This is a genomic window from Campylobacter sp. (genome assembly GCF_052169515.1).
GTDB lineage: Bacteria > Campylobacterota > Campylobacteria > Campylobacterales > Campylobacteraceae > Campylobacter_A.
The window spans coordinates 79756-104443 of sequence record NZ_JBQNCH010000003.1; the positions used below are offsets into that span (position 1 = coordinate 79756).

The 24688-nt window shown below is 37.3% G+C and carries 27 protein-coding genes, 1 tRNA gene and 2 pseudogenes; 12 read left to right on the top strand and 18 right to left on the bottom strand.

What is annotated here, in order from left to right; all coding sequences use genetic code 11:
• Positions 1-17 precede the first annotated feature (17 nt).
• The 3 genes from ACTTKV_RS01635 to ACTTKV_RS01645 all read left to right on the top strand — a co-directional run bounded on the left by ACTTKV_RS01635 (position 18) and on the right by ACTTKV_RS01645 (position 2235).
• Positions 18-764: an NlpC/P60 family protein gene (locus tag ACTTKV_RS01635; protein WP_442548934.1), complete on the top strand. Its 747-nt coding sequence runs from the start codon at positions 18-20 to the stop codon at positions 762-764.
• Between the two features lie 164 nt (positions 765-928).
• A complete protein-coding gene (locus ACTTKV_RS01640; RefSeq protein WP_442548935.1) occupies positions 929-1741 on the top strand; it encodes a ferritin-like domain-containing protein in 813 nt (270 codons plus the stop codon).
• Positions 1738-2235: a SixA phosphatase family protein gene (locus ACTTKV_RS01645; protein WP_442548936.1), complete on the top strand. Its 498-nt coding sequence runs from the start codon at positions 1738-1740 to the stop codon at positions 2233-2235. Before ACTTKV_RS01640 ends, ACTTKV_RS01645 begins: the two co-directional genes overlap by 4 nt.
• Positions 2236-2276: 41 nt before the next feature.
• Here ACTTKV_RS01645 and ACTTKV_RS01650 read toward each other — a convergent pair whose 3' ends face one another.
• From ACTTKV_RS01650 to ACTTKV_RS01685, 8 genes and pseudogenes are all read right to left on the bottom strand, one after another.
• On the bottom strand, positions 2277-3530 hold the full coding sequence (locus ACTTKV_RS01650; RefSeq protein ID WP_442548937.1) for a methyl-accepting chemotaxis protein: 1254 nt from the start codon (positions 3528-3530) through the stop codon (positions 2277-2279).
• A gap of 2 nt (positions 3531-3532) precedes the next feature.
• Positions 3533-4033 carry a PAS domain-containing protein gene (locus ACTTKV_RS01655; protein WP_442548938.1) on the bottom strand — a complete coding sequence of 167 codons (501 nt, stop codon included), beginning with the start codon at positions 4031-4033 and terminating at the stop codon, positions 3533-3535.
• 22 nt (positions 4034-4055) lie between these two features.
• A pseudogene (locus ACTTKV_RS01660) lies at positions 4056-4307 on the bottom strand (type II secretion system F family protein); the annotation flags it as partial.
• A 31-nt stretch (positions 4308-4338) separates the two neighbouring features.
• A complete protein-coding gene (era, locus tag ACTTKV_RS01665; RefSeq protein WP_442548939.1) occupies positions 4339-5208 on the bottom strand; it encodes a GTPase Era in 870 nt (289 codons plus the stop codon).
• Positions 5205-6527, bottom strand: coding sequence for an HslU--HslV peptidase ATPase subunit (hslU, locus tag ACTTKV_RS01670; protein WP_442548940.1), 1323 nt, complete (start codon positions 6525-6527; stop codon positions 5205-5207). Before hslU ends, era begins: the two co-directional genes overlap by 4 nt.
• Positions 6528-6535: 8 nt before the next feature.
• Positions 6536-7069 carry an ATP-dependent protease subunit HslV gene (hslV, locus tag ACTTKV_RS01675; protein WP_442548941.1) on the bottom strand — a complete coding sequence of 178 codons (534 nt, stop codon included), beginning with the start codon at positions 7067-7069 and terminating at the stop codon, positions 6536-6538.
• Complete coding sequence (gene rplI / locus ACTTKV_RS01680) at positions 7070-7516, bottom strand: 50S ribosomal protein L9 (RefSeq protein WP_442548942.1); 447 nt, start codon at positions 7514-7516, stop codon at positions 7070-7072.
• Positions 7517-7539: 23 nt separating this feature from the next.
• Entirely contained in the window at positions 7540-8763 is a 1224-nt protein-coding gene (locus tag ACTTKV_RS01685) for an argininosuccinate synthase (RefSeq protein WP_442548943.1), read from the bottom strand.
• A 196-nt stretch (positions 8764-8959) separates the two neighbouring features.
• Here ACTTKV_RS01685 and ACTTKV_RS01690 point away from each other — a divergent pair, with 196 nt between their 5' ends.
• The 6 genes from ACTTKV_RS01690 to ACTTKV_RS01715 are packed head-to-tail and all read left to right on the top strand — an operon-like array spanning position 8960 to position 14535.
• The gene (locus tag ACTTKV_RS01690) at positions 8960-11062 is read left to right on the top strand and encodes a TonB-dependent receptor domain-containing protein (RefSeq protein WP_442548944.1); all 2103 of its coding nucleotides are present in this window, start codon (positions 8960-8962) and stop codon (positions 11060-11062) included.
• Positions 11056-11883 carry an alpha/beta hydrolase gene (locus ACTTKV_RS01695; RefSeq protein ID WP_442548945.1) on the top strand — a complete coding sequence of 276 codons (828 nt, stop codon included), beginning with the start codon at positions 11056-11058 and terminating at the stop codon, positions 11881-11883. Before ACTTKV_RS01690 ends, ACTTKV_RS01695 begins: the two co-directional genes overlap by 7 nt.
• A gap of 33 nt (positions 11884-11916) precedes the next feature.
• Positions 11917-12162 (top strand): RNA-binding S4 domain-containing protein, encoded by a 246-nt coding sequence (locus ACTTKV_RS01700; RefSeq protein WP_002940508.1) that lies wholly within the window; start codon positions 11917-11919, stop codon positions 12160-12162.
• Positions 12162-12560, top strand: a complete 399-nt coding sequence (gene tsaE, locus ACTTKV_RS01705; protein ID WP_442548946.1) for a tRNA (adenosine(37)-N6)-threonylcarbamoyltransferase complex ATPase subunit type 1 TsaE — start codon at positions 12162-12164, stop codon at positions 12558-12560. The genes ACTTKV_RS01700 and tsaE overlap by 1 nt, the downstream gene beginning before the upstream one ends.
• Complete coding sequence (gene lptB, locus ACTTKV_RS01710) at positions 12553-13281, top strand: LPS export ABC transporter ATP-binding protein (protein WP_442548947.1); 729 nt, start codon at positions 12553-12555, stop codon at positions 13279-13281. Before tsaE ends, lptB begins: the two co-directional genes overlap by 8 nt.
• A 3-nt stretch (positions 13282-13284) precedes the next feature.
• Positions 13285-14535, top strand: a complete 1251-nt coding sequence (locus tag ACTTKV_RS01715) for an RNA polymerase factor sigma-54 (protein ID WP_442548960.1) — start codon at positions 13285-13287, stop codon at positions 14533-14535.
• A 308-nt stretch (positions 14536-14843) separates the two neighbouring features.
• Here ACTTKV_RS01715 and ACTTKV_RS01720 read toward each other — a convergent pair whose 3' ends face one another.
• Together ACTTKV_RS01720 and ACTTKV_RS01725 are read right to left on the bottom strand one after the other, a co-directional pair.
• A complete protein-coding gene (locus ACTTKV_RS01720) occupies positions 14844-15674 on the bottom strand; it encodes an adenylosuccinate lyase (RefSeq protein WP_442548948.1) in 831 nt (276 codons plus the stop codon).
• A 50-nt stretch (positions 15675-15724) separates the two neighbouring features.
• On the bottom strand, positions 15725-15910 hold the full coding sequence (locus ACTTKV_RS01725; protein ID WP_442548949.1) for a hypothetical protein: 186 nt from the start codon (positions 15908-15910) through the stop codon (positions 15725-15727).
• A gap of 112 nt (positions 15911-16022) precedes the next feature.
• Here ACTTKV_RS01725 and ACTTKV_RS01730 point away from each other — a divergent pair.
• Positions 16023-16099, top strand: a tRNA-Arg gene (locus ACTTKV_RS01730).
• Between the two features lie 71 nt (positions 16100-16170).
• Positions 16171-16905 (top strand): hypothetical protein, encoded by a 735-nt coding sequence (locus tag ACTTKV_RS01735; protein ID WP_442548950.1) that lies wholly within the window; start codon positions 16171-16173, stop codon positions 16903-16905.
• Here ACTTKV_RS01735 and murG read toward each other — a convergent pair.
• The gene (gene murG, locus ACTTKV_RS01740) at positions 16897-17919 is read right to left on the bottom strand and encodes an undecaprenyldiphospho-muramoylpentapeptide beta-N-acetylglucosaminyltransferase (RefSeq protein WP_442548951.1); all 1023 of its coding nucleotides are present in this window, start codon (positions 17917-17919) and stop codon (positions 16897-16899) included. The genes ACTTKV_RS01735 and murG overlap by 9 nt on opposite strands.
• Positions 17916-19076, bottom strand: a complete 1161-nt coding sequence (locus ACTTKV_RS01745) for an FtsW/RodA/SpoVE family cell cycle protein (protein ID WP_442548952.1) — start codon at positions 19074-19076, stop codon at positions 17916-17918. The genes murG and ACTTKV_RS01745 overlap by 4 nt, the downstream gene beginning before the upstream one ends.
• A gap of 91 nt (positions 19077-19167) precedes the next feature.
• Here ACTTKV_RS01745 and murI point away from each other — a divergent pair, with 91 nt between their 5' ends.
• Entirely contained in the window at positions 19168-19956 is a 789-nt protein-coding gene (gene murI, locus ACTTKV_RS01750; RefSeq protein ID WP_442548953.1) for a glutamate racemase, read from the top strand.
• 67 nt (positions 19957-20023) lie between these two features.
• On the opposite strand, the gene ACTTKV_RS01755 is transcribed toward murI, so the two are convergent.
• From ACTTKV_RS01755 to ACTTKV_RS01780, 6 genes and pseudogenes are all read right to left on the bottom strand, one after another.
• Entirely contained in the window at positions 20024-20611 is a 588-nt protein-coding gene (locus ACTTKV_RS01755; RefSeq protein ID WP_442548954.1) for a DedA family protein, read from the bottom strand.
• Between the two features lie 178 nt (positions 20612-20789).
• Positions 20790-21569: a MetQ/NlpA family ABC transporter substrate-binding protein gene (locus tag ACTTKV_RS01760; RefSeq protein ID WP_442548955.1), complete on the bottom strand. Its 780-nt coding sequence runs from the start codon at positions 21567-21569 to the stop codon at positions 20790-20792.
• 76 nt (positions 21570-21645) lie between these two features.
• Positions 21646-22428: a MetQ/NlpA family ABC transporter substrate-binding protein gene (locus tag ACTTKV_RS01765; protein WP_442548956.1), complete on the bottom strand. Its 783-nt coding sequence runs from the start codon at positions 22426-22428 to the stop codon at positions 21646-21648.
• Between the two features lie 256 nt (positions 22429-22684).
• Positions 22685-23359, bottom strand: a complete 675-nt coding sequence (locus ACTTKV_RS01770; RefSeq protein WP_442548957.1) for a methionine ABC transporter permease — start codon at positions 23357-23359, stop codon at positions 22685-22687.
• A complete protein-coding gene (locus ACTTKV_RS01775; protein ID WP_442548958.1) occupies positions 23359-24315 on the bottom strand; it encodes a methionine ABC transporter ATP-binding protein in 957 nt (318 codons plus the stop codon). The genes ACTTKV_RS01770 and ACTTKV_RS01775 overlap by 1 nt, the downstream gene beginning before the upstream one ends.
• 32 nt (positions 24316-24347) lie before the next feature.
• Positions 24348-24688 (bottom strand): annotated as a pseudogene (locus ACTTKV_RS01780) (diaminopimelate dehydrogenase); the annotation flags it as partial.

The window sequence follows — 24688 nt, forward strand, 5'->3', positions numbered from 1 at the left end:
AGAGTAAAGAAAGCAGGATGCTATTTTCGGTTCATTTACGTTTAAAAGTTAAAATTGCTGATACTAAATTTTTGGATAAAAATATGTCAAATTTACTAAATAAAAGAGTACTTTTTGCGCTTATGCTTATGTTTTTAACAGGTTGTTCCTTCACCTCTCACCAGCCACAAATTCCGCAAAACGATACCAATCAAACTACTGCTTCGAGTGTTGATTTTGGTGAGCAGATTATAGATGGCAATCTAGATAAAGAAGATGACAGGGAAGATAAAAATTTTGGTTCATTTTTTAAAAAATACTTAAATACAAGAGCTGGAGGTGACTGTTCCGGTTTCGTTTCTATCGTAAATTCTAAATACCAAAATATGTATTTTGACGAAAAGACGATCAATAATCACTATGATAACGGAGGTAGAAAGTCAAAGGCAATCTATAATTTTTACGAGAGTCAAAATTTGATCACTTATGAAAATCCAAAAATAGGCGACCTCATCTTTTTTGCAAACACACTTGGCAAAGGTGCTCAAAAAAATAAAGATAAAAAAAATATCACTCATGTTGGCATAGTCACAGCTATACTTAGAGATGAAACCGTAAAATTTATACATAATTCTGGTGGAAAAATAATCCATAGTTACATGAACTTGAAGCAAAAAAATACACATTTAAAAGGCAAACAAGAGATAAACAGCTACGTCATAAGGTGCTCAAACTCTAGCTGTCTTGCAGCAAATAGGTTTGCAGGATATGGTAAAGCCAAATAAAATAGCTTTTATACTTTAAATTTACTTACAATTTTGAGTATTAAGGCTGTAGTACATACTTTTTACTTCTTTTAATCTGATCTTTTGTAACAAACTGGTATCATAAAAATTATTTGTTTTATCTGAGTTTTATAGGTATTTATAAATTTATTTAAAGAGAAAATATGAATTTTTTTGATGAAATTTGGAAAATTTTAAATGAAAGCGAGATTGGACTTAAGTTTTTAAAATTTGAGCTGTTCTTTGAAAAATTTAAAAAAGATTTTGAGATAGATTTTGACGAAAAGTCAAAACCAAATCAGCTAACAAGTCCTAGCTATGCTCCGTTTTGCGATGTCATTAGCATGAAAGAGCTAAATAAAAAGGTCAAACCAAAAGACAAAAATTTAAATTTCATTCACTCAGTCGCACATATTGAATTTAGCGCCATTGACATCGCACTTGATGCTTGTTATAGATTTAGGGGGCTGCCAAGGGAGTTTTACGAGGACTGGCTGGAGGTGGCTGAGGATGAGATCAGACACTTTTGTATGATAGAAAATTTACTCACAAAGCAGGGCGGCAGATATGGCGAACTAAGCGTGCATGATGGCCTTTTTATTGCACTTCAAAAAACCTCAGAAAGTCTTGTTAGTCGCATGGCGCTATTGCCAAGATATATGGAGGCAAATGGCCTTGATGCAAATGTCCATATCATCAAAAGACTAGAAGGCGAGGGTGGCAATGAAGAGCTTATAGAGTGCCTAAAAGTCATTTTAAAAGAGGAGGTTTCTCACGTTTATAAGGGTGATAAGTGGTTTAAATTTGCCTGCAAAAAAGAGGGTATCGATGAGAAGAGCTATTTTGATATTATTTTAAATCTATATCCAAATTCCTTTAAAAATGTTAGAGAGATCAACGAAAAAGACCGGCTTAAAGCAGGTTTTAGTGAAGAAGAACTTTGTCAAATAAAGAATTTCTCAAAGGAGAGATCATGAGTAAAATTTATTTCATAAGGCACGCAAAGGCAGTTGAAGAGAATAAAGATAGCGCAAAAGATGCTTTAAGAGAGCTTAGCCAAAAAGGAAAAGATGATGCAAAATTCATGGCAAGCAGGCTAAAAATGTACGACGTAATGCCAAAGATCATCTACTCAAGTAGCGCCAAAAGATGCGAACAAACAGCAAAGATTATTGCAAAAATTTTAAAACTTAAAGAAAAATCTATAGAGATAAAAGATGAACTTTACGATATAAGTTTTGAAAATCTTTTGGAATTTGTAAGAAAATTAGACGAAAATTTGGACGAAATTTTTATCATTACGCATAATCCTAGCATAACTGAAATTTGCGAGTATTTAAGTGACTCATCAATCGACAATATCCCAACTTCGGGAATTTTTTGTATCGAGTTTGGTTGTGAGTTTAAAAATTTAAAAGAGGGTAGTGCAAAAGCTTTATTTTTTGACCATCCTAAAAAGCATCAAAAATAGTTTGCTTGTGTTCTTGTACACAAGCAAACTTGAGCTTAGTTTTATTTTTCAAAGATGTTATTATACGAAGCGAAAATTTCCTCGCTAAGTTTTTCTACCTTTTTAAACTCTTCAACAAAATATTTTAAATTTTGCTCGCTATAGCCTTTGGCTGATTTCTCAAGCAGACCTTTTATTTCATTGTTTAATAGTGCTGTCATCTCTTTTGACTTAGTAAAATTCTTGCCAAGCTTATGGTCTTTTATATTTTCGTTTTCATACCAGTTTGTTAGGCCTTCGGCTAGTTTTTCTACCTCTTCGCCATAGCCTTGCTCGTTTATTACATCAGAATATGCTCTAGTTTTATAGGCTATTTGTAAAATTTTTGCAATTATGGCAAAAGTTTTATTTTCAACATATTTTGATATTTGAGCGGTATTTTGAGCATTTGTATTAAACTCACTTAGCACCTTTTTGAAATTTTCAACATTTTGTGTAGTTAGCTTAGAAATTTCATCTATCTTTTTAGAATTTTCGTCTATGCCATTTACTTCTTGTTGAAGTGTTTTTATGTTTACTTCGATATCACTTGCAGCTTTTTGTGTATTTTCAGCTAATTTTCTAACCTCATCAGCAACAACGGCAAAACCACGTCCATGCTCTCCAGCACGTGCTGCTTCTATTGCTGCGTTAAGAGCTAGTAGATTTGTTTGATCGGCGATATCTTTTATTAAATTTAGCACAGAGCTTATCTCAGAAGCTCTAGTACTTAGCATGCTTGCAGTATTTGTGCAGCTCTGCACTAGATCGTCAAGTTGTCCCATGTTTTGACTAAGTACTACGATATTTGACATATTTTCTTTGGCTACTTGTGCGGTTTGGCCGGCATCTACTGCTGTTTGGCTTAGGTTTTTGATGCTTTCGTTTAGATCATCTCTTACATCATTTATGCCACTTATGCCATTTCCAAGCTTATCAAGCTCGCTTGAAAGAATGCCTCTAACCTTGCTTTTTTGACCATCTTTTATGCCTGTGACACCATTGCTCATAGATATGGCGTTTCGTTTAAATAAACCCCTAAATCCTTCAGTAAAAATATTTCGGTATGTTTTTGAGTTTTGGGCAGCTTGGATAGAAGTAGAAATTTCACGCTGAAGAGCTTCTACTTGGTCTAGTAGATCATTTATGCCAAGGGCTATTTCATACATATCGTCTTTTTCGCTAATGTTTACAATGCGAGGCTCTAGTATGCCATTGCTTGCTGATTTGACAACATTTAAAATTTCGTTTATTGCATTTGATTTTTTATTAAACATCTTTAAAACCTTTGCAAATTATTTACAAATTCATCGTAGCTCGTTGATTTCTCCTCAAGGAAATTTAACAGATACTTTTTAGATGCCTCGATACCGCCATCACGCTCTAGATCAAGTAGTTTTGCATAAAGTGTTTTTATGACCTCTATCGCTTTTGGATTTGGTTTACGTCTAACAGAATAATATCCAACGATATTATCTTGCTGATCTAAAGAAGCTGTGATATTTCCAAATACCCAGTAATATCCACCATTAAAAGTTTTATTTTTTATAAAGGCAAATATTTCTTCTTTGTTTTGTACGCGTTCCCAAAGTAGCTTAAAAATAACTCTTGGCATATCTGGGTGCCTTATGATGTTGTGCGGCTTGCCCAAAACATCGCCTTGTTTTACACCTACGATTTCTAAAAATGGCTCGTTGCAATAAGTGATTCTTCCTTTTGGATCAGTTTTTGAAACTAAAAACGCATTTTCGTCAACACTAAATTCTTTTTCTATAGACATTTTACTCCTTTATCATCTAAATTTAATTTTTAACAGCTTTTGCCATATCCCACATCGGCATAAATATACCAAGTGCTAGCAATAGCACCATTACGGCAATAAATACTAGTAAGATTGGCTCAATATAGTTTGAGATATTATCAATTATGTCGTTAAATTTCATTCTATAATAATCGGTAACTTTTTGTGTCATGTCATCCAAGCTACCACTTTGCTCGCCAGCGCTTATCATTTGTATAAGCATGCCCTCGTAAAGTCCCGTTTGCCTAAAAGCCATCTTATTTTAATGTTTTTCAAACAAAAAATCAATAGCCAATTATCTGGTTTAGGCTTTTTTCTTCTTTGCTCCAACCCTTTTTTACGACTACATCGAGTTTTAAAAAGACTTTTTGATTTGTTAAGTTTTGTATTAACTTTCTTGCAAAAATTCCAATTCTTTTAATGGTTTCGCCATTTTTGCCAATAATCATACTCTTATGAATGTCACGCTCTGTAATAATGCTTGCATAAATTTCAGTAATGCCTGGCTTTTCTTTTACACTTTTTATTATTGCGTCGCTAAGATATGGTATCTCGTCGCTTAAATTTTCATAGATCGCTTCAAGTATAAATTCTCTAAAAATTTCCTTCTCGTTTGTTGGAGTAAGAAATTCTGGATCATAAAAGTACTCATGCTCTGGCAAAAGTTTGCAAATTTCATCAAGTAGTGGTTTTTTATATGTAGGCTGCTTGGTACTAAAAGTAAGCAAAGATGCAAATTTATCTTGAAATTTCTGATATTGAGTGATCTTTTCTAATACTTTTGCGTTTGAGCTCTCATCGACTTTTGTTAGCACTAATATGTGCGGTTTTTCAGGATTTAGAGCTAGAAATTTCTCATAGTCCCCTGTGTCATCATGGATGGGCGCTAAAAATACGATGAGATCGCAGTCTCCCATCGATTTTATAGCTTGGTTTATTAGTAGTTGATTTATCGCCTTGTTGCTCTCGTGAAGTCCTGGCGTATCGGTAAAGATGATCTGATCTTCACCGTTCATCACGATGCCATTTATCTTTCTGCGAGTTGCATTTTGCTTGTGCGAAACGATGGCGATCTTTTCGTTTAGTAGCGCATTTAAAAATGAGCTTTTGCCAGCATTTGTGCGCCCTATGATGCTAACAAAGCCTGATTTCAAAGTATGTACCTCGCTAGATCTTGGTCTTCAACCACATCTTTTAGGCGCTCTTTTACAAGCTCTTTTGTCACATTTATCTTCTCGCCGCTCTTTTCGCTAGCTTCAAAGCTAATATCTTCTATCACGCGCTCGATCACCGTGTGGAGGCGTCTTGCGCCGATATCTTCCATCTTTTCATTTGCAGCGTGAGCGATCCTAGCTATCTCTCTTATCGCTTCATCGTCAAATTCTAGCTCAACATTTTCGGTTGAGAGTAGGGCAATGTATTGTTTTAAAAGCGAATTTTTTGGCTGAGTTAAAATTTGATAAAGCGCGTCCTCATCGAGGCTATCAAGCTCGACTCTTAGTGGGAAGCGGCCTTGTAGCTCTGGAATGAGATCACTTGGTTTGCTTATGTGAAAAGCGCCAGCTGCGATAAATAAAATATGATCTGTCTTTAAATTTCCAAATTTAGTATTTACATTTGAGCCTTCAACTATCGGTAGCAAGTCTCTTTGCACGCCTTCTTTGCTTGGGTCTTGCCTGTTTGAGCTACCTGAACCAACGGCTACTTTATCGATCTCATCTACAAAGATGATGCCTTCGTTTTCAGCTCTTCTTAAAGCCTCTGTTTTTACACTCTCAAGGTCTAAAATTTTATCATTTGCCTCGCTTTGAAGGGCTTTTTTGGCGTCTTTTACCTTCATCTCTTTTTTGATGTTTTTACCACCGATGCCAATTATCTTTATAAAACTCTCTTGCATCTGCGCCATATCAGGTGGCACGTTTGAGCCAGCTTCAAGTGGGTTTTGCTGCACTTCGATCTCGATACTTAGTTCGTCAAGCTCGCCGTTTCTTAGCCTGTTTAGCATTTTTTCATAGCTCTTAGAGTACTCTGCTTGCTTTTCTTCGCTAGCGCCTTTTGGAAGTGGTGGCAGTAGCTTTGAGACGATCTTTTCTTCGATGTAGGCGTTGATTTTATCTTGGTTTTTCTCGCTTTGCTCGTTTTTAACGAGATTATATGATGCCATTGCAAGGTCTCTTACCATACTTTCAACGTCACGGCCGACAAAGCCAACTTCAGTGTATTTGCTAGCTTCTACCTTGATAAAAGGCAGTCCCATCATCTTTGAAAGACGCCTTGCGATCTCTGTTTTACCAACGCCAGTTGAGCCGATCATCAAAATATTTTTTGGCATGATGTCATCTTGTAGGCTCTTTTCAAGCTTCATACGGCGGTAGCGGTTACGAAGTGCGATCGCTATGATCTTTTTGGCATCTTTTTGGCCGATCACATAGTCGTCTAAAAATTTAACAATTTCTCTTGGTGTTAAGTTCATTTTCTCTCTTATTCTAAAACATAAGTTTTGATGTTTGTATTTGTATAGATGCAAATTTCGCCGGCGATCTTGAGGCTCTCTTTAACTAGCTCCTCTTCATCGATATCAGCAAATTTATCTAAAGCACGGGCCGCTGAAAGGGCGTAGTTGCCGCCACTTCCGATCGCTGCTATCTTGCCATCTTCTGGCTCGACCACATCCCCAGTGCCACTAAGTAAGAAAATTCTATCCCTATCAAGCACAAGCATCATCGCTTCAAGCTTTCTTAGGTACTTGTCTTTGCGCCACTCTTTGCTAAATTCTATCACCGCCTTTAGCAAATCGCCCTTTGTATGCTCTAAATTTTTCTCAAACATATCAAAGAGATTAAACGCATCAGCAGTGCTGCCAGCAAAGCCAGCTAGGACTTTGCCGTTGTGAATTTTGCGAATTTTTACGGCGTTGCCTTTTAAGACGGTATTACCAAAGCTCACCTGTCCGTCGCCGCCGATGACTGATTTATTTTTGCCTTTGTAGGCTAAAATGGTTGTCGCATGAAACATCTACTCTCCTTGCACATCAACCTTCAAGCTCGCATTTATCGAGTGTCCAAGCTTTACATGAACGTCATAAAGGCCGACTGCTTTTAAGTGAGTGTCCATATCGATCGCTCTTTTTTCAACTACTAAATGGTGAGTTTTTTCAAGCTCTGCCGCGATCTCCTCTTTCGAGACTGAACCAAAGAGTGAGCCATTTGCGCCAAGAGTTTTTTTGATGACGACTGTCACTTTTGCAAGCTCTTCTTTTAGTTTTTCTAAATTTGCGATCTCGCATTTTAGCTCTTCAGCCTTTCTTTTTTGAGCCGCTTCATATTGACGAAGGACATCCGGAGTGGCTGCTTTTGCAAAGCCTTTGCCGATTAAGAAGTTATTGCCGTAGCCGTCTTTTACCTCTTTTATCTCGCCAGCTTTTCCAAGTCCTTTTACATCTTTTATTAATAATACTTTCATTTTTTTCCTTTTAAATTTTATTTTTAGTCAAATTTTCGCCCATTTTTGCGTGCGATTATAAAGCGAAGTGCATTTAGTTTGATAAATCCTTCTGCATCTTTTTGGTCATAAACGCTGTCCTCTTCAAACGTGCAGTACGCCTCGCTAAATAGATTATCATCTTTGCTGTTTCTGCCAAGGATGATAACATTGCCTTTATAAAGCTCAACTTTTACAGAGCCATTTACGTGCTCTTGGCTCTTGTCGATGAGCGCTTGGAGCATATTTCGCTCAGGTGACCACCAGTAGCCGTTATAGACTAGCTCGGCGTATTTTGGCATGTTTTCATCTTTTAAATGAGCAGCACCGCGATCAAGTGTGATACTCTCTATCGCTCTGTGTGCTTTTAGCATTATCGTACCGCCTGGAGTTTCGTAGCAGCCGCGGCTCTTCATACCAACTGAGCGGTTTTCTACGATGTCAAGTCTGCCAATGCCATGTTTTGCGCCAAGGCGGTTTAGCTCGGTTAAAATTTCAGCAGGGCTCATTTTTTTGCCATTTATGCTAACCGGATCACCTTTTTCATAGCCAATCTCAATGATCTCGCTCTTATCTGGAGCATCTTTTGGACTTACTGTCCATCTCCACATATCATCTTCTGGTGCGTGGCTCGGGTCTTCAAGTACTAGGCCTTCGTAGCTGATGTGAAGTAAATTTGCATCCATTGAGTATGGGCTCTTGCCTGGTTTTTTGGTGATATCTATGCCGTTTTTCTCAGCGTATGCCAAAAGTTTTTCACGGCTATTTAGATCCCACTCGCGCCATGGAGCGATGATAGTTAGATTATCGCCAAGTGCGTAGTATCCAAGCTCAAAGCGAACTTGGTCGTTGCCTTTGCCTGTTGCCCCGTGACTCACACCATCAGCGCCAACAAGTCTTGCGATCTCGCTTTGGCGTTTTGCTATTAGTGGGCGTGCGATCGATGTGCCAAGCAGATACTCACCTTCGTAGACCGCATTGGCTCTAAACATTGGAAATACATAATCACGTACAAATTCTTCTCTTAAATCTTCAATAAAAATATTTTCAGGCTTCACGCCAAGTGCTAGGGCTTTTTTGCGTGCAGGCTCTAACTCTTCGCCTTGTCCGATGTCAGCTGTAAATGTAACTACTTCGCATTTGTATTCATCTTGAAGCCATTTTAAAATAATGCTTGTGTCAAGTCCGCCAGAGTATGCCAAAACCACTTTTTTTACGTTTTTTTTCATAGCTCTTCCTTTTGTTAAAATAGTCGTATTTTAGCCTAAATTGATTAATTTTTAATAAATTAATTTAATGAATAATTTAAGATTTTACTAGAAATTTTTATAAAAAAGATTACTATTTAAAATTATGATAATTAATATTATTTTTATATACACTTTGTTAAATTTTTTGGTTTTAAAATTTAACAAAGGAATAGTCATGAAAAAAACAAAATTTATTGCCATTTGCCTTAGTGTTTGTGTGGCAAATTCTCTCTTTGGAGCAGAGCATAAAGATAATAACGAAACAAAACTTGATGGCATTGTAGTAAGTGCTAGTGGTTTTTCGCAGGAGATTAAAGAAGCTCCTGCAAGCATAAGCGTGATAAGAGGCGATGAGCTTACAAAAGATAGCTTTACTTCGCTCCACTCTATCGCTCAAAAGGTGCCAGGTGTAAATGTTGTTGGTGGCGAGGACGGAGCAGCTAGTGGTATCTCGATACGCGGTATGGAAAGCTCTCAAACGCTGGTCTTAATTGATGGCAAAAGGGTAAATTCAAGCAGTGCAAACCCAAAAGGCGGAGCAGGGGATATGAACTCAAATTTCATCCCACCAGCCGAGGCGATCGAGCGCATAGAGATCATTCGCGGTCCTATGAGCTCTCTTTATGGTAGCGACGCAGTTGGAGGTGTGATAAATATCATCACTAAAAAAGATTTTTCAAAATTTAGCGGCAATGTCGGCATCTCAACCACGATAAACACGCATAAAGGCATAGGCGACGGCAGACAGGGGGACTTTTATCTAAATTTGCCACTTTATAAAGACCTTTTAGCGCTTCAACTTTGGGGATACAAAAAGCTAAGGGATGAGGATAGCTATGTTGGTGGCTACCAAAAAAGCGATAAGAGAAATTTAAGTGCAAAGCTTTGGATAACGCCAGATGAGCATAATAAATTTTTTATTCTTGGCTCAAACGAAAGACACGACTATTCGCGCTCCAAGGGCAAAACAGCCGATCCAAATCCAAGAAAGAACGTCTTAAACGCTTATGATTATGAGAAAAAGAGCTATGGTGTGGGCTATCTTGGCGAATTTGATAGCCTAAATGCCGATCTTAGCTATATTTATGATGAAACGCAAAGAACGAGCCTTTTTGATAGTCTTACGCCAGCAAAAGCCAAAAACCACAATTTTAATTCCAAATTTACAACGTTTTTTGGTGTACACACTCTAACTTTTGGCTATGACTTTCATAAGCAAAACGTAAATACAACATTTATTGTCTCAAATGCCTCAAAAAATGGGCTTAAAAATCCAAAAAGCTACTCGATGAGCGAGCATGCAGGATTTATCGAAGATGAGTGGCAAATTTTAGACGAGAAGCTATTTTTAACGCTTGGTTCAAGACTCACGCACAACGAATTTTACGGCAACCACCTATCGCCAAGAGCCTATCTAGTCTATAACGCTACAGATACATTAAGCCTAAAAGGTGGTGTAGCGACTGGCTATAAAACACCAAATGTCAATCAAATTTCTCCAGAAGTAGGCACTATCCAGGGTGGCTGGAGAATAGTTGATTTTGGCAACAAAGATCTAAAACCAGAAAAGAGCACGACATACGAAGTTGGAGCATATTATGATAATCAAGCTGACTTTAGAGGCTCGGTAATGTTTTTTAAAAATGAATTTAAAGACAAGATCCTAGATACCGACGGCAGTAATGTAAATAGAATTCCAGCTTTTGGTGCTTGCTTAAATGCACCAGACGTTACTTGCCCTGGCTGGGGAACTTATTTTAACATTGAGGGTGCGACCGTTTGGGGCGTGGAACTAAGTGGCGACTATGACATCCTTTCAAATCTAAACCTAAGCTCAAACTACACCTATAATAAGTCAAAGATAAAAACTGGCAACCCAACGATAAACACGCCAAATGGTCCTATGAAATTTAGTGAGACAAATCTTGGCAGACTTGATGCAAAAAGCCTAACAGCAACGCCAGAGCACGCACTTCACGCCACGTTTACTTATAAGCCTGTAAAAAGCGTTAAGACATTTTTTGGCGCAAACTATGAGAGCAAGCTTACTAGCGTGAAATTTGGCCCTGGAAACAAAGTGAGTGAAAATGACAAAAATTTACTCACATTTGATACAGGCGTAAGCTGGGACGCAAACAAGCACCTAACACTTAGCCTAAATGCATATAATATCTTTGATAAAGTAAGATATGAAGAGGCGCAAATAAATGACAAAGACTACTATTGGTATCCGCAAGAGGGCAGGAGATTTTGGTTTAAGGTCGCTGCAAAATGGTAAAAGCGTTTAAATTTTTGCTTTTTATGCTTGCTGTGACGCAAATTTTGCACGCAGGGCCCAGCCAAACGCCTGAGCCATTAAGCGAGAAAGCCGCTAGTAAATTTGAAATTTCAACCTTTAAAATAAGCGCAAATAATGAAATTTATAAAATTTTTACAGCCAAGCTAAAAGGGCAAAATGAGTTTAAAAATGTGCTCTATCTACTGGATGCAAATGCCCAGTTTAACATGCTTTTAAATGAATTTGATGACTCTTTTGGCCCGCTAATAATAGGCATAGGATATGACACAGACAAAAGCTACGAGATAGAAAAACGCACAAGAGATCTCACGCCAAAAGCAAAGGGCGAGGAGTTTAGCAAAGGCGGTGGTGCAGATGCATTTTACTATTTTTTGACAAGAAATTTAGTGCCACTTATCGATCAGAAATTTAATGTGCAAGACCTCCCAAAAAGCATTTATGGACACTCTTTTGGCGGTCTTTTTACACTCTATGTGTTGCTTAAAAATGATGGTATTTTTCAAAATTTCTTTATCGCTTCACCATCTCTTTGGTGGGGCGAGTCTGAGATATTAAAACAAAACGTAAGCGATGGTAAATTTAAAGAGAAACTAAAAGCTAAATTTGTCTTTCTTAGCGTTGGCGAACTTGAAAAGAGAAAAGGCAAAACCGACAAACCTGGCATTTTAAAGGCGAGTGATCTGGCTAAGATTTTAAAGCAAAGTGGCGCAAATTCTCACTTTGAGCTTTTTAAAAATGAAACCCACGGCAGCGTAATACCTCTAAATTTAAAAGAGCTTTTAAAATATCTAAAGGATTAAAAATTTAAGGCTATTTTTGTTAAAATCCGCCGCATGAGAGTAGATAAATTTTTAAACGTAGTAAATATCACCAAAAGGCGTGCTGTTAGCGAAGATATGTGTAAAAGCGGCGTTGTGAGCATTAACGGTGTGCAGGCAAAAGCAGCAAAAGATGTAAAGATAGGCGATGTTATCACCATCAAATTTCTAGCTCGTGAGGCGAGATACGAGGTGCTAGCGATACCAACTACAAAAAGCATACCAAAAAGCGCTCAGAGCGAATATGTAAAAGAGCTTTGATGGTTTTTGAGCTTTTGGAAAATGAGCTTGACGAGCTTGTGCGGGTGCTGCCAAAAAGTGGCGTGGTGCTACTAAGTGGCGACCTGGCAAGTGGCAAAACGACGCTTGTAAAGGCTATTATCAAGGCTCACGGCATCGATGAGAGCGTGACGTCGCCAACATTTTCTCTGATGCAAATTTATGGTAAAAATATCTACCACTACGACATCTATCAGATCGGGTTTGACGGGATAGCTAAAAACGGCCTTTTTGAAAATTTATTTGAAGATGGACTTCATCTAGTAGAGTGGGGCGATGAAAATTTAGAAAAAGCTCTAAAGAAAAATGGCGAGAGCTATACGTTAGTAAAAATTTCTCCTAGCAAAAATGGCAGAAAATACGAGGTTATAAGTGCATAAACTAGAAGTAAAAGATCTAAAAAAGACGATCAAAAAAACTGAAATCATAAAAGGCATATCTTTAGAGGTAAATAGTGGCGAAGTGGTGGGGCTTCTTGGGCCAAATGGTGCTGGAAAGACGACTACTTTTTATATGATTTGCGGACTCATCTCGCCAACTAGTGGAGATGTCTTTTTGGATGATAAAAAGATTACAAGCGTCCCTCTTCACAAAAGGGCACACCTTGGCATCGGCTATTTACCGCAAGAATCAAGCATATTTAAAGAGCTAAGCGTAGAAGAAAATTTACTTCTTGGAGCTGAAATTTTAGGTCAAAACGCAGAAGAGATCTCTAAAAAAGTAAATGAGATGCTAAATATGCTAAACATTGAGCCTATTCGCCTAAGAAAGGGCATTAGTCTAAGTGGCGGCGAGCGCAGACGCTGTGAGATCGCTAGAAGCCTCATCATAAAGCCAAAATTTTTACTGCTTGATGAGCCATTTGCAGGCGTCGATCCTATCGCGGTTAGCGACATCCAAAGCATCGTTAGAGACCTTAAAAAGCTAGGCATCGGCGTTTTGATAACTGACCACAACGTTCGTGAGACACTAGCTATTTGCGACAGAGCCTACGTTATCAAGGATGGCTCACTTCTAGCAAGTGGGAGTGCGAGTGAAGTAGCAAACAACAAGCTCGTTAGAACGCACTATCTTGGCGAAGAATTTAAGCTACTTGAGTAGATGATGCTAAGGCAAAAGCAAACTTTAGCGCCAAAGATAAAACTAAACCAAACGCTGCGAAGCTGGCTTCCTATCCTTCAAAGCGGGCTTGATGAGCTAAAAGAGACGCTTGAGCCTTTTATAAAAGACAATCCATTTGCTACAATTGAGCACAAAAATTTAGAAAAAAGCGAAAAAAAGCGAAATTTTTTTGAGCAGGTTAGTAGAAATTCTGTTACTGAGAGTATCGAGGCTTTAAGTATTTATAAAGAAAGCCTCTATGAAAAGCTAATTAGTCAGATCAATCCGCCACTTTTTCCCACGCAAAAGTCACAAGATATCGCATATAAGATTATTGAGTGTTTAGATGATGAGGGTTATTTTTCCTATGATAATGAAATTTTTGCTGATTTTTGTGAGAGCGAAGTGGAGCGGGTTAGGGCGAGATTTGCCTACCTTGAGCCATGTGGCGTGGGCGCAAAGGATGTGAAAGAGAGTTTTTTGTTTCAGCTAAGCGAGACAGAGGCAAGTGATGAGATCGTAGAGTGCGCGAAAAAGATCATCTTAAATTTTGAAAATATAGAAAAGCTTAGAAAACTTAAATTTTACGACGATGCACTAAAGATCATAAAAAAATTTAAAAATCCACCAGCTATTGAGTATCTAGAAGAGGCTAGTCAAAAAGTACCTGACATCTTTGTGCTAAGCACAAGTAGCGGTGTGAGTGTGCAGATAAATGACGACTATTATCCCGAAATTTTGATTGACACTGAAGGATTAGACGAGAAAGATGCCTTTGTAAGCTCACGCATAAAAGAGGCTAGCGAACTCATAGATGCCCTTGAAATGAGAAAATCAACGCTTTATAAAATAGGGCTCATGATAGTTGAGTATCAATACGACTACTTCTTGGGCGGTGATATAAAGCCTATGAAGCTAAAAGACCTAGCAGACGAGCTTGGACGCAATCCGTCAACCATCTCAAGGGCAATCGCAAATAAGTATCTAAGCTGCGCAAGGGGTACTATTGCACTTAAAAATTTCTTTGCAACTGGCTTTGACGAAGAGACTTCAAATGCCGCGATAAAAGAATTTTTGCTAGAGCTCATTAAAGGCGAGGACCACAAAAAGCCACTTTCTGATCTAAAAATTCAAGAGCTGATCCAGGCCAAATTTAACATCCAAATCGTTCGCCGAACTATCACAAAATACCGCAAAATCCTAAATATCGGTAGCTCTAGCCAGCGAAAAAGAGTCTATCAGATAAACGGCTAGCTACCACTCATTTATGGCAAAAAGTGTAGCCTTTTGCATTTGCGTAAAAAACTCTGCGCTTAGCTCATCGTACTCTCTTCCATGTATACTATGGCCAGCCTACCGCGTCATCGTTCCAAGAGCCCATACCACTAAAAACATTACAGCAAAAAGAGCTAAATTTTCTTTGACATAAGCGGCGCATTAAATATCTTAATGACTTATTTTGCGGTAGAATTTAAAAAGCCAAGCAACAACAATGGCGCACAAGCTAAACATTTCGCCATTTATTTTTGTTCTTTTTAGCAGTCCTTGTGGCAAGCCGTGCTCTAGCCAACCATCACAAAATTTTCTTGATTTTTAAAGTATGGCTTTAGACTCTCATAAGCTGATTGAATATTTTTAAATTTCTTTGCGTATTCTTCTTGTATGAGAAGATTTTTGTTGGCGTGCCTGTCCGGGTGATAGATATTTGCAAGTGAAAGGTAGCTTTGTCTGATGATTTCAAAGTCATCATCTTTTTTGCAACCCAAAATCTCAAAATTTTCCTCAAGCAAATTTGCAAGCACAGAAAATCTACTTATAAATTTTGATGAGCTTTTTATTTTTATACCTTGTTTAAAGTCTTTGTAATCTTTTTCATTATAGATAAAATTTACGCTAAATTTTGGATAGCTTCTTTTGTAGAGTAGTTTATTTAATGTATATATGTCGTTGTCGTTTGAGATAGTAATGTTTAAAAAATCATCATTTTTGCTAAAAGCAACATTGCTTTTTACTAGACTTTCGCTGATATAGTTGGCAAAATCTCTGCAAAGTGCATCTTTTAGTTCAAATTTGGCTTCATTTTTTACAAAATTTACGTTTAGGCTAATTACAGGGGTTAGAGTATTTTTTTGAATAAAGCCAAGCTTTATAGTTTTATAGTTTGCAAAACGAATATCTAGTTTATCACCACTTTGTTTTTCGTAAAGTTTTTTTATAAATTTTAAAAAGCATTTGCGTTGCGGGATCTCGCTCTCTTCATAAAATGAGATAATTTTATTTTTATTTGACAAAAATTTGGTGAAATTTTTACTTATCATATCCCTAAGCTCACAAAATAATTTATCGTTTTCGGTTAAAATACTTAGAGATTCTAGTGTTTGTGTAACTTTCATTGCCTACTCCAAATAAAATATTACATGTTTTAGCAATAAGCATTCCAAATTTATATTTTTCTTATATCTTGACCTTTGATGTACTCAGCAAATTCGTCTTTTAGCTTATTCTCTTTATAAGAGATCGCCTCTTCTTTTGCATGAGAAACAGCCTCTTTTTGTATTTTTTTAGCTCCACCTTGCTCTTTAGTGAGTTCTTTTTTTATCTCTTTTAAGCTATCAAAAAAATCATTCATTTTTACATCCTTTTTCTTTTTGTGGAATTTTACTAAAACAGTTATAAAATTACAATGAATACAATTTTTTTTTAAGGAAAGTTTGGCTAATATCTCGACTTAACTTTCTTGTGCGCTCGTAGCTCAGCTGGATAGAGCATTTGATTGCGGTTCAAAAGGTCAGAGATTCGAATTCTCTCGGGCGCACCATCTTTTTACTTCTTGATGACCAAACTTCATATTTTTATAGTAAAATAATCAAAAAAATTGAAAGAGGGAAAATGGATTTTCAGAATATTCAAAAACAAATTTCTACGCTAAAAGAAGGTTTGACAGCCCTAGAACAAAGCGATGAGAATAAGATTGAGCTAACTATTGGAGTGGCTGAATTTAATAAAAATGCCGAAGAACTTAAAAAAAAGCTTACAAATTTAAAAGGTGGGAGTGATTTTTTCAAAAACGTCTTTGATACCGAAGATTACTACGAAAACATTAGCTCATATTTAGAACAAATCAAAAGAAACTTGAATTACAAAATAGAAAAAGACGGCGTTAGCTTTAAAGCAAATGAAAATTTACGAGAAAGTCTTGCTACTATTTCAAATATAATGGAAATTTTAATAGCAGAATATCAAATACAAACAAAAAAAAAGAAAAAGAGTCTTTTTTCTAGAACAACTGACACCACACAGATAAAATCACTACTCGCGGAGCTAAACGTTTTACGAGAGCGTATGCACAATGTTTTGCACGTTCATTCTAGAATAGTTTCAAACGTTGTTTTACAAAATTTTAAAATAATCTATACATTTTTTTATAATTGCATCAAAGCTGCAAAGCAACATAAAGACGAGCTTTTGCTAGTTGAGATCGCGGGCATCACAGACAAGATAATCTCCATGATAAATCCGGTTTTTGGTGCAAAAAAATTAGATACAAATGAGCTTATTTACCACTATTTAGTTTTCGAATTAAAAGAGCTAAAAGCTTGCGCGATAGGTGAAGACCTAGCTTAGAATCTTATTTATTATCTCTTTTGCTCCATTTGGCAAAAGGATCTGTTTTAGAGCTTTGCTACTTTTAGTTAGGTCAAAGCTCTCTATCATTTTTATAATTTCGCTTTTATCTAAAATCTCGCCATCTTGCAGGCAAATCTCTGCTATGCCTTTATCTTTTAGAAATTTTGCGTTGTAGTATTGGTGGTTACCAGCGGCATAAGGAAATGGTATAAAGATAGATGGTAAGGCATTTGCGCAAAGCTCCCAAAGTGAGCTAGCTCCTGCCCTTGAGATGGCAAGATCAGCCTCGCTCATCTTCTTCTCTATCTCTTTACTAAATTCAAAAATTTCTAGATTTGTTTCATTAAAACCAAGTTCATCATATCTTTTTGCAAGTTCATCAAAACTATTTTTGCCGCACTGATGAATGATCTTTATGCCTTTTTCTTTAAGATATGGAGCTAAATTTATAGCTAGCTCGTTTATCGCTTTTGCACCTTGTGAGCCACCTAAAAAGAGTATAATTTTTAGCTCATCTCTAACTCTTTGGCTATCAAAAAATTTCTTTGCAACGGGATAGGGGTAGGGCGAAGTTTCATCATAAGAGCTAAAAAAGCCTTTTGCATAGGGCTTTAAAATTTTATTTAATTTGCCCATTACGGCATTTTGTTCGTGGATAAAAAGTGGTGTTTTTGAGATGATAGCTGCGATAGCTGCTGGTGCTGCTGAGTAGCCACCAACACTAATAACTGCTTTAACGCCATTTTCTTTAAAAATTTTCTTGCATTTTAGAGCTAGGCTTATGATGTTTACTAGAGATTTTAGCTTTGCTAAACCTCTTTTATTTACCACACCACTACTTGGTAGAAAAAATTTTTGTGAAAATTTCTCATCATTTTCAAACCAAAATTTATCTTGACCGCTAGTTGAGCCAATAAATATAGGCTTTATGCCTCGCTCATTTAGCTCCTCGCAAAAGCTTCTGGCAATCGCTAAGTGTCCACCAGTACCACCACCACAAATAACAATCATAATTTTGCCCTCTTACTAACCATCAAAACCATGCCAATACCAATACAAATCGCAAGCACTGAGCTACCACCATAGCTTAAAAATGGCACAGCAATACCCTTAATAGGTGTGATTGATGTGATGCCGTAGCTATTCATCAAAAATGAAAACGATAATATAAGCCCAATACCAAGCGTAAATAGATGATATACCTTATTTTCACTTCTAGCTGATATTCTAAATATCCTATAAAGAAGCGTGATAAAGATCGCTGTGATGCACAAAATGCCAAAAACACCGACCTCTTCAGCTATGCCAGCTAGCACAAAGTCCGTATGCACCTCGCTTAAAAAGCCAAGCTTAAATATCCCAGCTCCAAGCCCCTCGCCAAAAAACTCGCCATGCTTGATCGCATTTAGTGAGTGAGAAATTTGGTATGGCTCTGGAGCATCTGCCACCCTAAGCACGTTTGCCACGCTATCAGGCAAGAAAGAGAGCACCATATTTTGTATAGTGCCCCACCATGATTTTATACGCAAGATTCTATGTTCTGAGCTGATTATTGCCACTGTCATAACAAAAGCAGCTCCTAGGATACCAATGCTAAAAAGTCTTGCGCTTGCCCCTGCAAAAAGTGCCATCGTCACAAATGTAAGTGCCAGCACGACCACTTGACCAAGGTCATTTTGCATAACAGCAATAAGAAAGATAGCAACACCAAAAAGAATAATATAAGGCACAAGTATTCTAATCTCATCTTTTAAAGTGCGTTTATTTTCGCTAAATTTTCTAGTAAAACTCCATGCCAAAAAGTATACAAACCCTATCTTAAAAAACTCAACTGGAGCTAGTGAAAATCCAGGTAGTCTAATCCAACGTCTAGCACCGCCAGCGTCAGTTACCATAGAAGCTGGTAATGCATGCATTAACCCCATAGCGATACCACAAGATATAAGGAGCCCAAACCCTATCCAAACAAGCGTTTTTTCAGGATTGAGCCTGGAGAGCCACCACATGAGAAAAATTCCTATGCAGCCGACGATAAATTGGCGTATAAAAAAGTGAAATTCTCCGTAGTTAAAAAATAAAACTGTAAAAACTGGCAAAGAAAGTGAAAAGATAATACTTATAGCGATCAAAGTCGCACAAAGATAAAAAATAACCTTATCAACTGCCAAATTTAACTCCAACTTTAAAATGAGCCAAAGTATAATAAAAAACGGCTTACAAAGATATTATTTGCTATAATTGCAAGCTTTAAGGAAAAGCATGAAAATAGGTATATTTGACTCAGGGCTTGGCGGGCTTAGCGTCTTAAATGAAGCTTTAAGTAAGCTTAGCGAGCATGAATTTTTATATTACGCAGATGTGAAAAATGTCCCATACGGACAAAAGAGCAGGGATGAAATTTTAAAATTTAGCTTTGACGCTGTTAAATTTCTTATAGAAAATGGCGCAGAAGCTGTTGTAGTAGCTTGTAACACAGCAACAAGTGTGGCGATAAAAGATCTTAGAGCAAAGTTAAGTGTGCCGATCATCGGCATGGAGCCAGCAGTAAAAAAAGCCCACGATCTAAGCCGCAATGATACCCTAAAAACGCTTGTCATAGCTACTCCAGTCACCGTTAATGGTGCAAAACTAAAAAAGCTAATCGTAAATTTAAATGCAAAAGATAAAACCGAGCTACTTGCCTTACCACGACTTGTAAATTTCGCTGAAGATGAAGAATTTGACACACAAAATGTAAAATCATATTTAAAAAACGAGCTATCTAAATTCGATCTAAACAAATTTGATTTTTTGGTGCTTGGCTGTACGCATTTTAACTACTTTAAAGATAGCCTAAGAGAAATTTTGCCGCCGAATGTAAATATAATAGACGGCAACGAAGGGACGGTAAATCGCCTTATAAGCGAGCTTAGTTTAGAAATTTCACCACAAAAATCAACTTCAAAAATTAAATTTTTCTATTCTGGTAAAGAGGTATTTAACAAGAGTGAGCTAGATAAAATATCAAGAAATTTATCTCGTCTCGAAAAAATGAGAGAAATTTGTTAAAGTATTTTTGTATTTTTAAAATACAATAAATTATATGTATTTTTATTTGTAAAATTTATTGTATTTTTTAGTTTTTTTGTTTTGCAATATAGATTGCACTAATTATTGCAACTATTATTAAAAGAGCAATTGTTACCATTAAAAGAGTGTTTTTGTCAGGATTTGAGCCCAGAAAATAACCAATCCCAAGTAAAATAGCACACCAAATGCCGGCACCAAGTGTGGTAAATAAGCAAAATCTAAATATATTCATTTTGGCAAGTCCGGCTGGCAGGCTGATGTATTGGCGAATGCCTGGAATTAGACGTGAGTTGAAGGTAGAAATTTCGCCATGTTTGTTAAAAAATGCTTCAAATTTATCCATCTTTTCATGAGTGATGCCCACAAATTTGCCGTATTTTAAAATGATCTCACGTCCAAAAAAATAGCAAAGATAGTAGTTGAAAATAGCTCCAAAAAGGCTACCAAGTGTGCCTGCAAGAAAGGCTAAAATTAAGCTCATCTCAACTTTATGTGCTAAATAGCCAGCTGGTATCATCGCTACTTCACTAGGAAATGGAAAAAAGGAGCTTTCTAAAAACATCATTACAAATATTCCAGCATAGCCCCAGTTGCTAACACTTGTAACGATAAAATCTATAATATCATGTAGCATTTAATTTCCTAAAATTTTATAAAAAGAGCCATTTTAGCAAAGCTTTGCTTAAGTTTTTTGGCATAAATTTAAACAGACTTTGTCGATAATTGTGACATCTAATATGATAGAGAAGATAGCATTACAAAATAAAAATAAAATGTGAGTATATAAAATAGGGCGAAAGGCTCGCCCATTTTTAAAATGCAGGTATAACTTCGCCTTTGTAGCGAGTGATGATGAAATTTTTAGTATCAGGGCTAAGCACCGCATCGACTAAAGCTTTGATCTTAGGGCTATTTTCGTTGCCAGATTTTGTAACGATGATGTTTGCATAAGGACTATTGGCGTCTTCAAGTAAAAGTGCGTCTTTTGCCACGCTCATGCCAAGATCAAGGACGAAATTTGTGCTAATAGCTGCGATATCCACATCATCAAGCGTTCTTGGGATCTGAGCGCCCTCAAGCTCGACAAACTGCAAATTCTTAGGATTTTTCGCTATGTCATTTACGCTAGCTGTTTTGACGCCTTTGTTGATCTCTATAAGACCAGCTTTTTCTAAAATCCTAAGCGCTCTGTTACCATTTGATGGATCATAAGCGATCGCTACTTTAGAGCCATCTTTTAGCTCTTTGATATCTTTTATCTTTTTAGAGTAAAAGCCAAGCGGCTCGACGTGGACGTTTGCAACGCTTATAAGATGTAGACCTCTAGCCTTGTTTTGCTCCTCAAGATATGGCAAATGCTGAAAGAAATTTGCGTCCAAGCTACCATCTTCTGTTGCGACATTTGGGATAGAGTAGTCTGAAATTTCAGAGATAACTAGGTCGTAGCCTTTATCTTTTAGCTTTGGTTTTACAAATTCTAAAATTTCAGCGTGTGGTACTGGTGAAACGCCAACTACGATAGTGTGGTCTTTGTCGGCTGCGTGAAGGCTTAGAGCAACTAAAGATGCGGTTAAAAGTTTGATAAATTTCATTGTTTTTCCTTTTTTATTTGGTTTAAAGCGACGCCAAAAAGGTAAAAGCTTTTACGTCGCCTATTTAAATTTTTAATTAAAATGCTGGAAGAATCGCGCCATTATATTTGATCTCGATAAATTTCTTAACTTCTGGTGAGTTGATCGCTTTATCAAGAGCTTTTATTTTTGGGCTATTTTCATTACCAGCTTTTACAACTACGTAGTTTACATATGGGCTATCTTTACCCTCGATCACAAGTGCGTCTTTCGTTGGATTGAGGCTCGCATTTAAAGCGTAGTTTGTGTTGATAACTGCGATAGTAACGTCATCAAGTGTTCTTGGTACTTGAGCTGTCTCTATCTCTTCAAATTTAAGTTTTTTAGGGTTGTCAACTATATCAAGCGGAGTTTTTAGTGGGTTGTCATTTAGCTTGATAAGGCCGGCACCAGCTACGATATCAAGAGCACGGCTCTCGTTTGTTGGGTCATTTGGGATAGAAACGATCGCGCCATCTTTTAGCTCTTTGATATCTTTGATCTTTTTAGAGTAAACGCCCATTGGCTCAAGATGAACTCCTACTGTTTTTACAAGGTGAGTGCCTTTGTTTTTGTTAAATTCTTCAAGATATGGGATGTGTTGAAAGAAGTTTGCGTCAAGGTCGCCGTCCTCTGTCGCAAGGTTTGGCGTGGTGTAGTCGTTAAATTCTTTGATCTCAAGTGTGTAGCCATCTTTTGCTAAAATAGGTTTTACAACCTCTAAAATTTCAGCATGTGGGATAGGTGTAGCACCAACGATTATTGTTTTTGACTTGTCAGCAGCATTTGCACTAACGCTAAGGCCTAGGGCAACTAAAGAAGTAAGAAGTAGTTTTTTCATTTATTATCCTTTTTTAAAATTTGCCAAGCACCAAAAAGGATAAATTTAAGCTAGAAGGTTAAATTTCTTTTTAAGTACTTAAGCTATTTCTAAGCACTTAAAAAGAAATTTTGTGCTTAGAGATTAGTCTTTCGACGACGCGTTTTTTAGTAGGCGGCACATCTGGCACATATCTGATTTCATCTTTTGTCCTTTCAGCTAAAATTAATTTGGCAATTTTAAGAAAAAAAGCTTAAAATCAGATAAAAATGTGGTCTTATTTTTTTGAAATTTTATACAAATAATTACCCAAAATTTGAAAAATTTGCACCATTATAATGAGTATCACGACGGTGTAAAACATAATATCTGGGCGAAATCTTTGATAGCCGTAGTTTATAGCGACTGATCCTAGTCCGCCACCGCCAACTGCACCAGCCATTGCTGAAAAGCCGATGTTTACGATAAGCGTTAGCGTAAATGCCGAGATGATACCAGGAAGCGCCTCGACAAACATAACACGGAAAATGATCTGAAATTTTGAGCTACCAAAGCTTTGAGCAGCTTCGATGATGCCTTTATCAACCTCTTTTAGCGCATTTTCAATGAGCCTTGCTACAAACGGAGCCGCTCCGATAGTTAGTGGAACGATCGCAGCTGTGGTGCCAATGCTCGTGCCTACGATCATTTTTGTAATTGGAAAGAGCACGATGATTAAAATGATAAACGGAAAGCTTCTAAGCACGTTTATAACGATATCAAGTACAAGATAAAGCTGCTTGTTTGGCTTTAGTCCGTCTTTATCTGAAAGGATGAGTAAAACCGCAGGTATAAGGCCTATGGCAAAGGCGAGCAGGGTGGAGACGATGCTCATATATAGCGTCTCACCGATAGCTGGCAAAAGTATCCTAGAAAAAACATCTGGAAATTTAGAAAAATCAATACCAAACATCAAGCAACCTCCCATAAAACGCCACTTTGCTTGATATAGTTAAGCACGTTTTCTTTGTCTTTTTCATCTATGTTTATGACAAGCGAGCCAAGGACGTTGTCGTTTAGCTTTTCAAGCTTGCCCCAAACTATGTTAAAGTCGATATTTAGGCTTCTAGCCATGTGCGTGATCACGCTATTTTGAGCCACTTCTTTTGGAAAAAATAGCCTGATATTTGTGCCAGTGCTCGGCAAAATTTCGACTTCACCCAAAAACTCTTTCATCTTCTCATCTGGCTTTAAAAATAGCTCTTCAATGCTTCCAGAGCCTATTATCTTGCCGCCTTCAAGCAAGATGGCACGTTTTGCGATAGATTTTACCACCTCCATCTCGTGCGTGACGATGACGACGCTAATGTCTAGCTCTTTGTTTATCTTCTCAAGCAATTCTAAAATTTGATTTGTCGTGTTTGGATCAAGAGCCGAAGTCGCCTCGTCGCTTAGTAAAATTTTAGGATTTAAAGCAAGCGCTCTAGCGATTGCGACGCGCTGTTTTTGTCCGCCACTTAGCTCGCTTGGATAGCTTTTTGCCTTGTTTTCAAGACCGACTAAATTTAAAAGCTCTCTTACTCTTTTCTCGGTTTCACCGCTTTTATATCCCCAAAATTTAAGCGGAGTAGCCACATTTTCAAAGACATTTTTCCTAGCCATCAGGGCAAAATGCTGAAATATCATTCCGACATCTCGCCTTAAATGTCTTTGCTGCATCTCATCTAAATTTTTTATCTCTTGATCAAAGACCTTTAAGCTGCCACCTTGATAGCTCTCTAGGCCATTTATGCACCTTAAAAGCGTTGATTTGCCAGCACCGCTGTGTCCTACAATAGCAAAAATTTCACCCTTTGCAACCTCTAGATTTACATCATAAAGGATCTGCGTACCGCCATAAAATTTGGTTAAATTTTCTATTTTTATCACTAAATTTTCCTTATTTTTAAAACTGCACCATCTTATAAAATTTCTCGCCTCAGCTCATCGGCGCTCTTTGGCGAAAGAAGTGCTGGAGCTATATCAAACACGCTAAATGCGCCGCTTTCGCCCTTTTGCGCCAAACGATAGGCTGCTCTAGCGTAAGCTACTAGCACGTTAGCGGTAAATTCGGGATTTGAATCAAGCTTTAGTGAAAACTCGATCAGGTGTTTATTTTCGCCGCGCTCTCCGCTCACTCCGCTTCGCAGTACAAATCCCCCATGTGGGATACCGCCATGCTCTTTTTTAAGCGTCTCCAGATCTATAAAATGCACGCTCGTGTCGTAGTCGGCAAAGTAGTTTGGCATCGTCTTTATCTCAT